Genomic DNA, 16,501 nt, shown 5'->3' on the forward strand with positions numbered 1-16,501 from the left:
TGTAATTTCAGGTATGGAGCTCGGATAACTGAGAGGTGTTGCAGAGTAGAGTTTTTTTATTTAGTTCTACGGATTCAAGTAACAATGCTTTTTTATGTCTAAAAACTGAGTCTTGGAAAAATATGGATTTGACTCTTCAATTGGTGTTTTAGAGATTTTTCAACAAGGCCAAATAAGTATTTTTATAAAATTGATTGTCCCTATCTTGCTGATTTGAAAGAGCTTATAGTGGAATTCATAATAACTACCTTCTAGTAGGTAGATAAAGTTATTGACGTGAAACCGAACTGATCTTAAAGTACACCCACTGACGAGGAGATGGTCTCTACTACTCCTCCATTTTTTTGAATAAACTAACTACCTATTGATAGGTAGTTTTTAAATTAAGGATTTCATTATGTTTAACACATCTTCTATTGCACTAATTGTTGGCGGTTCTTCTGGTATGGGTAAAGCAACAGCAGAGCGACTGCTTAAGTCTGGTGTGCCTGTAATGATTCTCTCTCATGACAAACAGAATCTTGCTGAAGCAAAATTGGATCTGGAATCAACCACGAATGGTCATGTTGAAACTGCTCAGGTTGATTTATACGACCCTTCTGCTGTTCAAAGCTTTATTGAACAGTTAAATGCAGAAAAACGTCACATTGGCTACTTGGTGAACGCAGCTGGTTTCTTTAAACCTGTCGATTTCCTAGAGCATTCTGAGCAAGATTACGACCTTCAGTTAGATATGAACCGTGCTTTCTTCTTCATTACACAAGCCGTTGCGAAAAATATGAAACAACACGGTGGTGGCGCCATTGTAAACATCGGTTCTATGTGGGCACATCAAGCAATTAAAGCAACGCCTTCTTCAGCTTACTCTATGCAGAAAGCGGCACTGCATGCACTGACAAAAAATTTGGCCATTGAACTAGGCGACCACGGTGTACGTGTAAACGCTGTGGCTCCAGCAGTCGTGATGTCGACAATTTATAAGTCATTCATCGCTGAAGATGAGATTGAATCAGCACTAGAAGGCTTTAATGATTTTCACCCAATCGGTCGTATTGGTTCTACAGACGATGTTGCTGATGCGATTGAATATCTGTTGTCAAATAAGTCTTCTTGGGTAACGGGTACGATTTTAAATGTCGATGGCGGCGTTATGGCGGGTCGAAACTAAACCGGACCTTTAAAGATGTGAAAGCTGATTTATAAAAGAAATACCGTAACTAACCGAATAAAAATTGAAAAAATAAAGGGCTAATATATGCATAAGGTAATTGTACTTGGATTAATGGTTGCTTCAATGAATGTTGTTTTTGCTGCGGATGGCGCCTATACAGGAACTGTTGACATGAAAACGAGTGAGGGCAATCAAGTAAAGGTAGAGCGTGTTGAGTCTGATTTGACTGTCAAAGGAAGGAATAGAGCGTCTAATGGTGGTTGGAAATTCAGTGCCAATACCTTACATGACCCAAAATTTCAATTGAAAGGTCGTCGTGATTAACTCATCATGCGATGAAAATACTGTGCTTTCGGGCGGCTGTTTTCCATTTTTTGGCTGGTGGAGAGGTGGTGTGATTAACAGGAATATCTCCTTCTGAAAGCGCATCACCAAACTTAGTATTTATCATGGAATTAGAGTCATACCAATGAAGGCAAATCTAGATTAGTTAAGGGGAAATGTCGCCGTCTAAAGCCGAGTTTGGTCATAACTATTGTTCAGTTAGAATCCTAGTGAAGATCTTGTAGGTTGTTTGGTTTTTGCAACAAGCACCTAGGTGTAGAATTCAGCGAGAGAGTTGTGTTTCCGGTGGCGTAGGGATGAAAGTACAAAAAACCCGACAAGCTTGTCGGGCTTTTTGTATTTATGAGAGTTGACTAGAATTCATATTTTGCCGTGATAGCCCAGTTACGACCTGCTTGTGTGAGATCTTTATTTTCAGTTTCTACGCCGCGTACATCATTCCAATTATAGTATTCTTCGTCTGCCACATTAAATACACCTGCTCGAAGAGTCAGATCTTGGATTGGTTTATAGTATGCGGTTACGTCGATAACCGTTGCTGAAGAAATTGGTAAGATATTTTCACCGTCGATATCGCTACTATCTTTTGAGGCAATGTAATTGACCGTTAATGAAGAGCCCCAATCCTGTTCAGAGTCGTAATTTAAGCCAGCAACTATATTCCAAGGATTAACGCTGTTAAGCGGATCGTTATCCCCATTTTCACCCTCTGTATAAGCTGCAGCAACTCGAGAGCTAAAGCCCTTAACTGGCATGAACTTATCCCAAGACAGTTGATTGGAGAATTCAATACCTTTGATTGTTGCTTTGCCAACGTTCACATATTGGTTTATCGCTGGGCTTTCGTCCGTCCAATCGCCCTTGATCGTTCGGTATTCGATAAAGTTTTCGTAGTCGCTGTAGAATAGAGAGACCTCACTGCTCGAGAACTCGTTGTTGTGACGCCAGCCAAATTCATAGGAAATACTTTCTTCTGCCTTAAGATCTGGGTTTGGTTTGTTTATGTAACCCGCGTCTGAATGGCCATATGAGTAAAAGAGTTCTTTGAAATCTGGAGCGCGGAAGCCTTGGCTGACTTGTGCAAACAAGCTGTGTGTTTCGTTTAACCTATATAAAGTACCTAGGCGAGCAGTGAATGCAGAATCGGAGTGTTTTTGGTACTCGTCTTGAGTGTTACCACTTTGGTTAGCACTTGCATCACCAGGATCGGTTTCAAACGAATCGTAACGAATACCCGGAGTAACAGTAAAGTTTCCTGCCGTAATCTCATCCTGAAGGAAGAACCCATAACGATGCTCAGTGGCTGATGGCATGTAAAACATTTCTCTATCAGGACTTGAGCTGTTGTATTCGTTATTTATATTTTTAATGTCTTTACCTAAATAAGATGCACCGTAGACGATATAATGCTCAGTATCACCAAACGTTAGATACTTATCTAACTGCATGTCAAACTGGAGTCCTTCATCGCTGTATGTATAGTCTTTAAGCTGATTATTTATACCTTTAACACGATGTGTTAAGCCTCTTTCATCTTTACTTAAGTAATCTAGTTGCCACGTTAATGTATCAGCAACTGATGCTTGAGCATCCCAAATATGCTTTATACCAACTTGATATTGTTCTGTTGTATCTTCGCTTCGTCCATCTGTGTAGCCACTGTATGACTGATTGCCATCATTTTCATTGCGAATATAGTTACCGCTAAATTCAAGCCTATGATCTGCATTTAACTGGTATTGTAATTTAACTAATAAGTTATTTGCAGCGGTATCGGCGTCGAGCAAATCACCGAAGTTATCAAGCTCATTGCCATCTCGGCGAGTGTAAGCAACTAATGACTCGAGCTCGCCAGTTTTATTTGCTAGTGCAACTGATTCACTGAAGGTGTTGTCTTCTGAAGAATAGTTAAATTTCGCGTGACCACCAAAATCGCGACCTTTTAAAAAGTCTGAGGGATCTTTAGTTTCAAAGGCAACAATACCACCAATCGCATCAGAACCATGCAAGGATGAGGCTGCACCTTTCACCACTTCTACTGCTTTAACAAGATCAGTGTCGACTTCGACGCGAGACGAGTTAATAAAGTTACTGCCGGATTCGAATTGGTTACCTTGGGAAACGCCGTCAACTAGCACTTTGATTCGGTTACCTTCGATACCTCGGATATTGATACTTTGAACGCCTTGTCGAGGATTAGTTTTGACCGTAACCCCCGGGGTGTATTCGAAAAGCTCATCAAGACCAGTTATCATACTTTCTTCGATGTTTTCATCTGTGACAACTGCAACTGATGCCGCAGTATCTTCAATCTGGTTGTTTGTACGAGTCGCTGAGACAACGACTTCATTAAACGTGGATGTACCCTCAGCGTAGGCACCTTGCGAGAGGGCAATAAGAATAGATGCTGACAAAATTGATTTTTTATACATTTACTTCAATACCTTAAGTCTACAGGAAGCAAAAACAACGAGCGGCATATTATTTTATGAAAATGATAATTACTATCATTTGTATTGTTATTTTTCTGTCAGATCATGAGTGAAAATTAAACTATCGCAGATTTAGTTTCGAAATATCAATCTGTTATATTGACTGAGTTTACATTTTTAATTTTTTCCAAGCATTGGTGGTGTGATCTATGTCGCGAAATTTATGTTTGTTTTTTGAAGTGCTTGTTTAGGGCTTGCTAATTAACTGGATTGCTAGTGGCGGTGTTCCAAAGTTTTATAGAAAAGCTTGGAAGATGAGTTATCTATATCCTCCAACTTTCAAGAGTAGAATAACTAATTGCAAAGATGACAAGACAACATAGAAAAATAAAATATTGAAAAAATAAATTGGCGTGTATTGCTGGTATTATGGCAAAAGCACCACTTGTCAATCAAAAATAGCTCGTAGCGAAATCTAATCACTCTTAATGAAAGCTTCAGGTTAGAATCATCTCTTGATATTACCCTACATAACATGCTCAGATTAATTAGTTTTTATTAAATTATTAAAATTTGTAAAATAGTTTTTTTGTTTTTAAAATGCGCCGGTAGCTATTGTTCTATGAATTTTTATATCAAGTTTATCAATTAAACAAGGACGTATTACCATGACAATCAGAATGCTCATAATCATTAGTACTCTTTCAATCAGCTTTCTGTCTTTTGCACATAACGATAACGCATATTATTACGGTACCTCAGACTTACCGATTAATAAGCCCTGGATGAATAAAATTAATAACGATGTAAAAATTCGAAATATATCCATTCCAGGCACACACGGTTCTGCTGCGCTTTATGGTGGTGATATACCAAGAAACCAAACACTATCAATAAATCAGCAGTTAGATGCAGGCATCCGATTTCTCGATATAAGATTAAGACATATAGGTAATGCTTTTGCTATACATCATGGACCATTTTATCAAAGGCAGATGTTTGGAGATATTCTTTTAGTGGTTAAATCATTTTTAGAAAATAACCCTACAGAGTTTGTTTTTATAAGAGTAAAAGAGGAATATAGTGCTAAAAATAACTCTGAAACCTTTGAAGATACTTTTAATAGGTATGTAAACAGCAATAGTAATATAATTTGGATACCTAAATCTAAGGCTGAAAATCCAATGATTAAAGAAGTTAGAGGGAAAATTGTGTTTCTGCAGAATTTTGCTTCACGAAAATATGGATGGTTCGGGTTGGACTACCACAATACGTTCAGCATACAAGATGACCACAAACTCACTTCAAATTGGGACTTATATGCCAAATGGCTGAAAGTAAAAGAGCATTTAATCAAAGCAAATAAAAATAAACAGTCACAGATCAATTTTCTTTCTGGTAGTACAGGAGCCTTCCCATACTTTGTAGCAAGTGGTCACTCCTATCAAGAAACAAAGGCACCTAGGCTTTTGACTGGCTTAATAACTCAAGAATGGGGAAGTATCTATCCAGATTTCCCGAGAGTTGGTTGCTCTATCGGTCTTTGCTCAATTGCTTTTGAAGGAACTAATACTCTGACCAAAAATTATATTATAGATAATAGGCTAGAATATGTGGGAATCGTTGTTGCTGATTTTCCCGGTTCCGGTTTAATTAATGCCATCATCAATATAAATCTAAGAAATGGATACTACATAACGAAAGATGAGCTTCGCTAATGTGAGTTTAAAATTGAAACTTCGCCTGATATGAGCTGATGTGCTCTTCAAATTTATTCGGATTCTGCAAAAAGCGTATGCATGGAGAATATTTTTTGTGTCCTATCCAAACTTTATTTACAGCAGTTAAGGCTCTAATTAATCAATACATCTAGCCACAGACTAGAAAGGGAGCATAGTATTTACGTTTGAATCCATTAGAGACTTTAATTTATTAAGACCTTCTCGTAATCTTGCTTCAGTGTTAACTTTCATTAATGAAAGACGGATATGACCCGCTTCTATTCCGTTTACATCAAAATAGCTCCCGCTGCTGACAAGGATATTGTGATGTTTAGCTTGTTGAACTAGGTGTTCCGCTTTCCACTGTTCTGGTAAAGGCAACCAGATATGATAACCGGTGGATCGACATTTAATCGTAGGTATGATTTCACGAGCTATTAACTGCCTTTCTTGAGCAGTGCTACGTTGAGTGTTGGCCAAATCAAATGCTTCTCCTGTTTCAATAAGGTGTGTTGCAGCATTAAAGTTAATCGGAGACGGAAGCCATATAGTCGAGCGTATGTAGGCATTTAGCAAAGCAACTTGACTATCGGGGGCTTTGATGTATCCACATCTCATAGCGGGACTGATTGCTTTTGATAAGGCAGATATATGAAAAGAGAGTTCTGGAATATAGTTACTGATTGCGGGTATTGGCGTCTCATCAAGAAAACAGTAAATATCATCTTCAACGAGCCATATGTTATGTCGACGAATAACCCTTGCAAGCTCTTCCCGGCGAAATTCTGGCATAGTGATTCCGGTCGGGTTCTGGTGCGACGGAAGGATAATCACCAATTTAGGCTTGTGCATTGTAATAACCGAGTCTAAAGCGTCCGGGGAAACACCATATGCATCCATCGGAACCCCAACTATATTGCGCTGAGAAAGATTGGCTATAGCAAAAATACCGGGGTAAGTGAGAGACTCTACAGCAATAGTATCGCCAGGCTTAGTCATTGCATCGATGAGTAACGACAGCGCATGTTGTGCTCCATTGGTTAGGATCGTATTGTTTGCATTCCCGCCTTCGAGACCATAATGTTCAGCCCAAGTTGCGCCGGCTTGACGATGGATTTCATGCCCTGAATGCTCGACATAGCCGATCAGTTCCGACGTGATTGTCATCGCTGTGGACTGGTAAGCTCGCTGAAGCGAGTCGACATTTTTGTGCAGACAAGGCTGAAGAATAGAAAAATTATAGCTATCGCTATGTTCAGGGGCTTGAATCGCTTTACCTAAACCAGACTTTTCACTCACATAAGTTCCCCGGCCAACGTATGATTCAATTTTCCCTTTTTTTGCGAGTAGGCTGTAAGCTTTGGCAACGGTCGCTGGTGTTGTCTTTAATTCATCAGCAAGAACCCTGTGAGTCGGAAGCTTTGAGTTAGGTTGATATTCCCCAGTTTCTATACGACTCTCGATAACCTTGGCAATTTTGACAAACTTGGCGTTGCTCACTGGTGCTCCTGAAGATACTTCCATAATTTTCAAAGATAGATATCTAGTTTAATTCATTTAAAAAATTTTAAACATAAGTAAATCGATCACATTGACATATGTCAATGTGATCGATTAGTGTATGTCAATGTTGTGTTCATCCTAGTCAAAAGGAAAAGAAATGAATAATTCAAATAAAATTTCAAAGATTGCTTTCATTGGTTTGGGGGTAATGGGGTATCCAATGGCCGGTCACCTCTCAAATCGTGGTTTTGACGTTACCGTTTATAATCGTACGGTTTCAAAAGCTCAAAACTGGACAACTGAATATCAGGGGAAATTTGCGGTTACACCATCAGAAGCGTCTGAGGGGGCTGATGTTGTTGCGATTTGTGTCGGAAATGATGATGACGTTCGAAGTGTGGTATACGGTGATACAGGTATTCTGAATAGTATGCGTGCAGGTTCGGTATTACTGGATCACACAACAACTTCAGCTGAGTTGGCTGAAGAGCTTGCTTCTAAGTGTGCAGAGAGGGGCATACATTTTATTGATGCTCCGGTGTCAGGTGGTCAAGCAGGAGCTGACAATGGCGCATTAACCATCATGTGCGGTGGTCAAAAAGATGTTTTTAACGCCGCTTTGCCAGTACTTTCAAGTTATTCAAAACAAGCTGTTCTGCTGGGTGATAACGGACAAGGCCAGAGATGTAAGATGGTTAATCAGATATGTATCGCTGGAGTTTTAAAAGGACTCAGTGAAGCGGTGCTTCTTGCCCAGAAATCAGGTCTGAATATGGAACAGGTTGTGGATGTTTTAAAGCACGGAGCAGCAGGTTCATGGCAGATGGCAAACCGTGCAGTTACTATGTCTCAGAACAAGTTTGACTTTGGGTTTGCAATTGACTGGATGCGCAAAGACCTCAAGTTTTGTCTTGACGAAGCAGAAAAAAATGGATTGTCTCTCCCTCTTACTCAAGAAGTTGATCGTCAATACCTCTCCTTACAAGAAAGAGGCCTTGGTCGTCTTGATACATCAGTGCTGATAAAAGCATGTGGAAGTGAATAATTGGCGAGATTACTATGAAATGGGAAGGAAGTGATGGCAGGTTTTTCATACCAATACTATTAATGTTATAGGCCTTTGTTACCAGCTTCACTGACTCCGTAGTCCGAGGAGGGGGACTTATTTTAGTTTCCTGTTTATGTTGGTAGGGTTACCGCCTCAATTGGCTCTTATGACGGAATTTACGGTCTAGCAACAGGTCGCTTTATGATCCTATCAAATAAAAATTCATAATATTTGCCTTTAATTGACAGCAGATATCTGCTGTCAATTCTTTTATTAACCATAGATGAATATTAATTCGTGGGTCTAAGCAATCGGCTCGGGATTAGGTTAATTAAGTATAGTGTTCTCAATCTAAACAAGAGTAAGTGTCAAGGATATTTCTGCGCCAGAAAAAAGGCGTGAAATAGGACATTTTTCTTTAGCTAGTGCGCCAAGCTCTTGTAAGAGTTTCTCTTCTAAGCCCTCAGCAGATACTTTAGAGTCAAGCTCAATGTGAGTGATCTTTGGACCATCCTCTTCACCTAAGTGAACTTTCGCTTGCGTATTAATGTTTGGATTGAAACCTTTTTCTGACAATAAAGCAGATAGAAACATCGAATAACAGCCAGCGTGAGCTGCACCAACTAACTCTTCTGGATTTGTTCCCGGACCTGTTTCAAAGCGAGAGGCAAAAGTAAATGGACCTTCTATTTCGCCGTATTTCATTACACCTTTGCCAGATTTTAATGTGCCTTGCCATACTGCATTAGCTTGTTGTACTGACATTATTTTTCCTCACATTCATAGTTATAAACTCTAATGGATACACATAGGATCTATGCATTGCATACCTAAGTGCTGTAAAAAGCGACGTTTGTTATCGCTGGTAATGACAATAACATCAAACTACCTACTAGTAAATAGGTTTGATCCCTTGGATAAAGGATTATTGGTCGGATTGAGTGCCTAAAGCGGGAATTGAGTTTAAATGTCCGACGGGCAGCAAACACAAGATACCTGTGATTCCGAACCTGCTGGTTCAGGGGGTAACTAGGAGGTTAAGAAGCGTAAGGGGCTGAAGATATCACCTGAGTTTCTATGGGCGCTAGCTTTCTTTACTAAAGAAATATAGTTAGTTGCTCTACAGATAACATAATCGTGGTCCGTCTTGTCTACGATACACTATCAATGAGACTCGTTTGTGTACCTATAAAAACTTATTTGTATACTGTAATTCAACGTGATTTGAGACTTCATTTCGATTGTTTTGCCCTTGAAATTAACCCTTTTCATCATCTAATTGTCGGGGCACCTTGCTGATGCCAATAAAGCACTGGCAATATGGCTCTTATCTTTTTACATCAGTAAAGCCGACACCATGAGATATGAATCCGCTCCTGTAGCTTCAGAAGAGATACAAGAAAACACAAGAGAACGTGCAGCACGCCAGCGCACTGAACGCAGAAATGAACTAACTTATTCAGCCGAAGATGAGAAACGATGGGCTCGTAATCGAGCGAAAGCACTTCCCAATAGAAGCGAGAGGCAATTAAATAAAGAGATGAGGGTAACAGCTAAGCTCCACCCAATTGAAGAAGAGCAAAAAGTGCATGAATATGTAGTCTCAGCTGCAGGAAAAAGAATCATATATCCAGGAGTGATTCAATGTATCACCATAACAGGAGTTGTACCTAACATCGGAATAATAGGCACGCATATTTCTCCTGGAGCATCTAAGGATGAAATTGAAAAAACTTTCGAGATACTGAAATCTGGTGGAGCTGATGGCTGTACCTCGTGGTACTTAGTTGGAAACTTTGAACAACACTATGAGTACAACAAGATGGGTTGGAAATCTGATAAGAAAATCGTTCAGTATATGCGTTCTAGGTTAGGGGGAAAGGCTAGATATTTTAGTTGTGATATAAGCACTATGGCGAAAGACTTTGGGTATACGTGGGGGACGGATATATATGCAGAGCTTGATGGGGATAGGGTGTCGTTTTCAGAAAAAAAATCAGCCAGCCGCAATAAAAACGATGAATGTAAGCTAATTAGAGTGGCTTTTACTGAATTTGAAAGTAGCATGAAGTGCTTCTAAAAGTATTGTCGTCGTAGCCCTTAAGGGCGAAAATCAAAGCGACTGATTATCCACAGTATTTTCACGATTGAAGATAAAGATTAACGTACTTGTCAGAATAGTCCAAACGAAGCAAAATTTTATAGTTTAAATAAAGGGAACTCTTAATTTTCCACACTTTTGATGAGATAAGTTGCAGCTCGAACAGACTACGCTGATGGATCACAGATACAGTCGACCATTAACGGGCACGTTTAATTGTTGGATCTGATGGAGTTCAAGGAACATTTTCGAATCTAGTGTTATCTATTTAGATTTTATTCTGCCTACCCATCTTTGTCCAAAACTTTTACTAGTTGAATGTTTATTCACATTGTGGGCTTTTACACTATAATTTTTACATTTTATTCGCACTTTCAAAAAGTCTGCCATTTTTGCCCAATTAATGATCATATGACAATTACAAATTCTAGAATAGATCACTAGGTGTTTTGTTGTGTAAATGTAAATGCACGACGCGTAATGTTAATTTTTTGTTTCTTGTGCTAGTATCCTTCGACTTCTGCTGAGTTAAATCAGCCATATTCTCATCATCCAAAGAGAACTTTCGAACTTCAAGTTTGGAAAAGCGAAAGCATAGCCAAGGTGATTATTTTGCAACGTACTGATATCAACCTGATGAAATCCATTACCCTATCTGAGTTAATTAATGGCGGTTATAAGCTTAACTTTCATGAGTTTATAGAGCAAATACAGCTAGCGAATAAACCCATATCTTTAGCCTCTATCCGTTTCATACTGGATCACGTAGAACTGACTAAAGAAGAGATCAAGTCGTTGGCGAGTTTTGATAAGGAGACATACTCTCGACAAAGACTTTTTAAGAGTGAACATTGCGAAGTTTTAATTTTGAGTTGGCTTAATGGACAAAGAAGTAAAATACACGATCATTTAAATACTTCGTGTGGCGTAAAGATTTTACATGGTGAAGCAACAGAAACGGTGTTTGAGAAGGCAGCTAATGGACATATTTTTGCTTCTCAGTCGACCCAATATCAAGAGGGTAATGTGACGGTTAGCAAAGATAATGACATACACCAGATATCTAACTTACAGGCTGACGATGAGCCTCTTATTACATTACATGTCTACTCACCTCCTCTGAACCAGTTTTATACATATCAGATAGAAAGTGGTAAATCGGAACTACTCGATACACAGCAAGAGTGCTGGGTCTACGAGATTTAAAGCCCTTCCTGTTTTTAGGAAGGGCTCGTTTCTTTCGCTCGTTCTATCGGGCTAGATCGCCACTAAATACACAATAGCAGGTCCTATCAGCCAAAGTTATGTGCTAAGTGTTACTCAGTAGGCAGTATGGTGACTGGAGCGAAAGATGCGACCGCGTTACCACCCGCGCCAGGGCGGTCAACATAAGGCGTTTTTTGCAGTAGGGTGTAGTACACGTCTACAAAGTCATCATCGTTAACCAAGATATTATTTGGAATCAACTCAATGATTTTACTAGTGATCTGCGGGATGATCACATAACCCTGTACCTCTGGATCAGGAATCATCTTCAGTACCTCTTCTGCAGCTTTGACAAGCAGTTTTGCAAGCTCTTTATAGTCGGTGCCGTCATCGTGCTCCATCAGAATAATGTCTGCTGCGCCCCAGCGGTAACGAGGCCAAAAAATGATGGTTTGATTTGGGTAATAGGTGTGCTTGTTGTAATCCAGATAAGGCATTTCAACTAAGTCAATTTGCGGTTCTAAACGGCTGGCATCAACGCCCGTTACGATCGCGTAGATTTCGGCTTTACCTGAGATCCAAGGTTCTCTATCCACCGCTAAACGAATCTTCGTAAGCTGAGTCGTGTTCAGCTCTTCCGGTTCTGATTCGGATATAGAGTGACGAGCCTTGCCGATTAGAGGCTGTTTTTGAGTGTTGTCGGCACTGTTTTTACCGTCGGCATTAATTTGGGTAGCTATGCCAAGCTGGTTCAGCTCTGCTTGCATCGCCATCAGGCCCGCTTTGAGCTCTTTGGCGCCATCACTATCAATCACAAAGACAGGAACGTCCGGCATTTGGTAGACGTCTAACTCATGAACTTGCCCGTACACGTCATACGCTTCAATGTATTGCCAATCGGCATCGTCACCAGATGGTTCGAATGCGAACAGCGGGCTCTTACCATCCTTCCAAGCGTCAATCATGGTTTCATCAGCCATGCGGATTTCAAGAACGGAATCACTGAAGTTATTGATACCTTTTATCTTGCGATAGCTAAGATCGGCTTTTTGCATCTCGCTAGAGAAGGTCGAGTAGGGCTGAGCTGAATTCAGCTTGTCTATCGGCATCGATAAACTTTTTTCGGTGATCTGAGCTTTCAAAGAAGACTCAAGATCGGCGTAGCTGGCACTGATCTGCAATGCTAACGATTGTTTTTGCTCAGCAACGTTGGTTGAGGTTAATGACGAGGTAGTTGTGTTGATGCTGTCTGCATAGGAATGGAAGCCAACCACTGTGGTAGCAAGCGCCATACTGATCGAGAATGATGGTCTCATAAAAAGTCCTTATTTTAATTTTTATCACTAATAGAGTATTTACCCTACAGGGACCAACCTATCAACTTCATGAATGTGTGCAAAATTTAGCCTGTTTTTTTTATGTCAGTGTGCGGCACAAGTTCTCAAATTGATTCTTTTTTTTATTTTTTGCGAGTTAAATCTTGAAATTTATTAATTGTTTGGATTGTAATTAGTGGGGAGGGGGTAAATAGGAACTCTCTTGAAAATTTAAAGGTAGAGCCTAAGAAAGAACCGCTACGATTGTAGCGGCTCTGTAGGAGAGTGTCTCTCAGTTAACTCTCGGCTAAACATGATCTTCATACTTATTCAGAGAGATAAAGCATAGATCTGTTACTTCAAAAGTTAATTTGAGGACAAGTACTTTAATTAATTAGCCAAAACTTATTGGTTGCTATCATCGACTCGCCACCATTGAACTCCTTCTGGATATAGATGAGTGGGAACATCGGCAAAATCTATTCCACTCTCAGCATTATCCGGGATGTCCTCATTCTTATAAGCACCAGCTTGGTAATCAAACATTGATACTAACGGAGAAGGCGAAACGATGACTCCATTATTCATTTTAAAAGTCACATTTTGTACAAAGTCAGTTCTACCAATATTAGTATTAACTTGATAAGCACAAGTCTTCACCGGCGTTTTATCAATCTGAACAGACAAAGAAGTAATCGCTTCTTTAAGAAAATCATAATGAAGGCTTGAGTCTCTGTATGAGTTCGTTAAGTACTGGTTAAAAAATTCGTAGTCATCAAGGTGTGATATTGATCGAATGTTCGCTTTAAATCTGTCAGCAGAAGCGGAGACAGTATCAATATTGTAATTATCAGCCAATGATTTATCTTGGGTAATACGCGCAATATGCCCCATCATAATTTGCTTTAATAATTTTCCAAAGTCAGGATGTTCTTCTCCATGAATCTCAAATTGTAGATAGTCAACAGTGTTATATTCTCTATATTTTGCCATTCTGAATTCATGTAGAATGGATGGAGAAAAATATTCAGAGAAATTTTGCTCATATTTCGATATGTTAATTTCTTCAATTAGACTATTGAAATCACACTCTTCAGCAGAAGTATTGAATGAGAGAAGTAAGACTGAAAGACTGAGTATTGATAAATTTTTATTATTTTTCATATAATTAAGCCCTTAACTTATAATGATTGATAGAAGTATTTTAAAGAGAGTTATCTAGCATAGTTCTCTTTATCATTAGATTGCAGTTTTATTTATAAAATAATGACCCTATTTTACTGATGCATAGATCAGTGTGTTGTGTTGTCCTCTGACAGTTAGTAATTCACTGACTCTGTCATAGACGATAGATACCCCCTCCTCTAGAGTATTTAAGATTATTGCTTCCTGTGCCGCTTGAGTTATGCTGCACCCCATTCTTGTATTGGAAATAGAGGTAAGCTCCAATGTGTTTTTTTCAAAAGTAATAATTTGAGCAAAAAAACGGTTACACCCGGTATCACCGTAAATATTTTTCTGAGCAATTTGTATTAATGATTTGTGCTTCGGGGTCTCACCGTTGATGCCGATGAGCCTCCATGGCCCTATAGCGGTCTGATGTGTTGCCGACAACTCATTTTCTGTTGTGGTTGCTAGCGCTTGAGGGCTTGCTTCCAGCACGCCAGAAAATGCTAATAAACTCAGTGATAAAATTAATTTTTTCATTTGATTCTCAATACTATTATATTACCAACGTGTGAATTTGATAGATATTGCGTCGCCTACACCAAGCCCTAATCCGCCAGCTTTAAGATCAAAGATTTCACCGACGTCTCGATCCCAAACTTTGACCTCGTGATAGAATAAGCCGCCGAAATAGTGTCCTTTTCTAGCTGTTAATTCGACCTGTTTACCTTTCTCAAGTTTGTCGAAAAACTTTTCATCAATATAGGATGAACCCGAGAATACAGGCATTGTCGCTATGCCTGCGAACTGCATTACTAATTCACCATAATTGCCAACCGCACAAGCGATGATTACACCTGCTCCTCCACAGGTAGTAATACGATATTGACGTCCAGAATCAGTTTTGAAAGAGCGTTTTATCGTCCCTTGTCCTAGAACGCCATCCACCTGAACATGTAATTCTTCTGGCAATGTTGTTCCTTTAATTTCAAACATGTGGGGTTGGGAATTACGATCGTTTGGTATTAATACCGATTCGCTAACAAAACGCTTGGTTGGGGTCATGATTTTAACTCTTAACCTGTCACCATTGGTATACGTCACTAAATTAGATAGAGAGCTAGTATCACTCATATCTAATTGGGCAATATCCACCCAGGATCCTTTATTTAATGAATAGAAAGCTTTCATCTCTTCATTATTGGAGTTTCCTGAAAAGTTCAAGCCATTCTTGAAAAATAATGATGAACTCAGTGCAGAATTGGAGAAAAGTAAAAATATTGATAAACAAATTATTTTGATTGGGTTGTGCATAATATTTTCTAAGTTTGAAATGATTTTTCTTGTAACAAAATGCTATTTGTAAAAATTACTCAAAACAACTTAAATTCAAAATATTTATCAAATACTAGTAAAGGTGCAAGTTTTTTAGAGCTTATAATAATAATACTGTAAGAGAGAATATGATTAAAATTGAAATATAAACTTATAATAATTATTATTAATCTAAGTTAAAAAATGTATATAATTTGTAATGGTAGAGTTTTTATAGCTAACAAGCATTAGCTATTCCTAATGATAGTCTCCAGATTACTAGTAAGTAGAAAAAGTCCTTTAATAAGGAGTTCAAGAAGGTTACCGAGCTATATCACAGTTAGATTAACGCCGATTTTGCTACTTGTTTTGACGTTAAGAGTACGCTATTCATTAAATTGAAATCATCAATTGCATTGTGAGGTTTCGCACTAAATCCCAAACGTTACAAAATCTGAAAAACAAGTTATCAAGTGTCTTGCTTAAGCTTAGTTAGTTTGAACTCTTAAGTTATTGCGATTTCAAGGCAATATGTGTCATTCCGATTTTTAACAACCGATAGGTATTCGAAGCCTTGCACGATACGGTCTGCATCTTCCAATTCATCCTCTTTATGGCTAGTGAGTAGCGCGACCGTAAAGCATCCAGCTCTTTTCGCTGATAACACGCCCGAGGGGGAATCTTCGAATGCCACACATTCGGACGGAGTGACATTCAGTGCATGTGCGGCTTTAATAAACGGTTCTGGGTCTGGTTTGCCCTTAAGGACGTCCTCGGCGCATATCATCACTTTAGGTAGATCAAAGCCTGACGCTAGTAGACTGGTGGTCGCCACTTTTTTTGGCCCGCTTGTCGCAATACCCCAAGCATTAGGACTAAGGTTGGAAATGAATGAATGGGCATTGGATATCGCCTGTGCCTTTGTCATCTCAGACAATGCGATGCTTTTTACTTTCTCTACTTGTACGTCACAAGCGTAACTTGGGGATATACAGTGCAAGGTTTCTTCAATTTTTCTTCCGTGGATGTATTGGCTCATATCAACATAGCTGACGCCAACGGTCTCACACCACTTTTTCCAGATATTGTCTATTACGGCCTGTGTATCAACTAACGTTGCATCGACATCAAAAATAAACTTTTTACACTCAATCATGATTTCTCAATCCTATCGAAT

General features: G+C 39.2%; 14 protein-coding genes. 6 read left to right on the forward strand and 8 right to left on the reverse strand.

Annotated features, from left to right (window positions below; all coding sequences use genetic code 11):
* Positions 1 to 397 precede the first annotated feature (397 nt).
* Positions 398 to 1,168 (forward strand): SDR family NAD(P)-dependent oxidoreductase, encoded by a 771-nt coding sequence (locus A8140_RS16255; protein ID WP_005536391.1) that lies wholly within the window; start codon positions 398 to 400, stop codon positions 1,166 to 1,168.
* An 87-nt stretch (positions 1,169 to 1,255) separates the two neighbouring features.
* Positions 1,256 to 1,495, forward strand: a complete 240-nt coding sequence (locus A8140_RS16260) for a VPA0252 family protein (protein ID WP_005536389.1) — start codon at positions 1,256 to 1,258, stop codon at positions 1,493 to 1,495.
* A 374-nt stretch (positions 1,496 to 1,869) separates the two neighbouring features.
* Here the strand turns inward: A8140_RS16260 and A8140_RS16265 are convergent, their stop codons facing one another.
* On the reverse strand, positions 1,870 to 3,948 hold the full coding sequence (locus A8140_RS16265; protein ID WP_005536387.1) for a TonB-dependent hemoglobin/transferrin/lactoferrin family receptor: 2,079 nt from the start codon (positions 3,946 to 3,948) through the stop codon (positions 1,870 to 1,872).
* Positions 3,949 to 4,616: 668 nt separating this feature from the next.
* Here A8140_RS16265 and A8140_RS16270 point away from each other — a divergent pair.
* Positions 4,617 to 5,666, forward strand: a complete 1,050-nt coding sequence (locus tag A8140_RS16270) for a phosphatidylinositol-specific phospholipase C (protein WP_050566985.1) — start codon at positions 4,617 to 4,619, stop codon at positions 5,664 to 5,666.
* Positions 5,667 to 5,828: 162 nt separating this feature from the next.
* Here the strand turns inward: A8140_RS16270 and A8140_RS16275 are convergent, their stop codons facing one another.
* The gene (locus A8140_RS16275) at positions 5,829 to 7,169 is read right to left on the reverse strand and encodes an aminotransferase-like domain-containing protein (RefSeq protein WP_005537225.1); all 1,341 of its coding nucleotides are present in this window, start codon (positions 7,167 to 7,169) and stop codon (positions 5,829 to 5,831) included.
* A gap of 160 nt (positions 7,170 to 7,329) precedes the next feature.
* Here A8140_RS16275 and A8140_RS16280 point away from each other — a divergent pair, with 160 nt between their 5' ends.
* Positions 7,330 to 8,217 carry an NAD(P)-dependent oxidoreductase gene (locus A8140_RS16280; RefSeq protein ID WP_010647226.1) on the forward strand — a complete coding sequence of 296 codons (888 nt, stop codon included), beginning with the start codon at positions 7,330 to 7,332 and terminating at the stop codon, positions 8,215 to 8,217.
* Between the two features lie 354 nt (positions 8,218 to 8,571).
* On the opposite strand, the gene A8140_RS16285 is transcribed toward A8140_RS16280, so the two are convergent.
* Entirely contained in the window at positions 8,572 to 8,985 is a 414-nt protein-coding gene (locus A8140_RS16285; protein WP_005536621.1) for an OsmC family peroxiredoxin, read from the reverse strand.
* 592 nt (positions 8,986 to 9,577) lie between these two features.
* On the opposite strand from A8140_RS16285, the gene A8140_RS16290 reads away from it, so the two are divergent.
* Both A8140_RS16290 and A8140_RS16295 read left to right on the forward strand, forming a co-directional pair.
* On the forward strand, positions 9,578 to 10,300 hold the full coding sequence (locus tag A8140_RS16290; RefSeq protein WP_005536620.1) for a hypothetical protein: 723 nt from the start codon (positions 9,578 to 9,580) through the stop codon (positions 10,298 to 10,300).
* A gap of 633 nt (positions 10,301 to 10,933) precedes the next feature.
* Positions 10,934 to 11,527: a cysteine dioxygenase gene (locus tag A8140_RS16295; protein WP_005536619.1), complete on the forward strand. Its 594-nt coding sequence runs from the start codon at positions 10,934 to 10,936 to the stop codon at positions 11,525 to 11,527.
* A 110-nt stretch (positions 11,528 to 11,637) separates the two neighbouring features.
* Here the strand turns inward: A8140_RS16295 and A8140_RS16300 are convergent, their stop codons facing one another.
* From A8140_RS16300 to A8140_RS16320, 5 genes are all read right to left on the reverse strand, one after another.
* Positions 11,638 to 12,843: a DUF3103 domain-containing protein gene (locus tag A8140_RS16300; RefSeq protein ID WP_005536618.1), complete on the reverse strand. Its 1,206-nt coding sequence runs from the start codon at positions 12,841 to 12,843 to the stop codon at positions 11,638 to 11,640.
* Between the two features lie 405 nt (positions 12,844 to 13,248).
* Positions 13,249 to 14,007 carry a hypothetical protein gene (locus A8140_RS16305; RefSeq protein WP_038863575.1) on the reverse strand — a complete coding sequence of 253 codons (759 nt, stop codon included), beginning with the start codon at positions 14,005 to 14,007 and terminating at the stop codon, positions 13,249 to 13,251.
* 108 nt (positions 14,008 to 14,115) lie between these two features.
* Entirely contained in the window at positions 14,116 to 14,550 is a 435-nt protein-coding gene (locus A8140_RS16310; RefSeq protein WP_005537348.1) for an META domain-containing protein, read from the reverse strand.
* A 21-nt stretch (positions 14,551 to 14,571) separates the two neighbouring features.
* Entirely contained in the window at positions 14,572 to 15,324 is a 753-nt protein-coding gene (locus A8140_RS16315; protein ID WP_231692830.1) for a hypothetical protein, read from the reverse strand.
* 505 nt (positions 15,325 to 15,829) lie between these two features.
* Positions 15,830 to 16,480: an HAD-IA family hydrolase gene (locus A8140_RS16320; RefSeq protein ID WP_005531871.1), complete on the reverse strand. Its 651-nt coding sequence runs from the start codon at positions 16,478 to 16,480 to the stop codon at positions 15,830 to 15,832.
* Positions 16,481 to 16,501: the final 21 nt, after the last annotated feature.

The sequence above is a fragment of the Vibrio campbellii CAIM 519 = NBRC 15631 = ATCC 25920 genome (genome assembly GCF_002163755.1).
Lineage (GTDB): Bacteria > Pseudomonadota > Gammaproteobacteria > Enterobacterales > Vibrionaceae > Vibrio > Vibrio campbellii.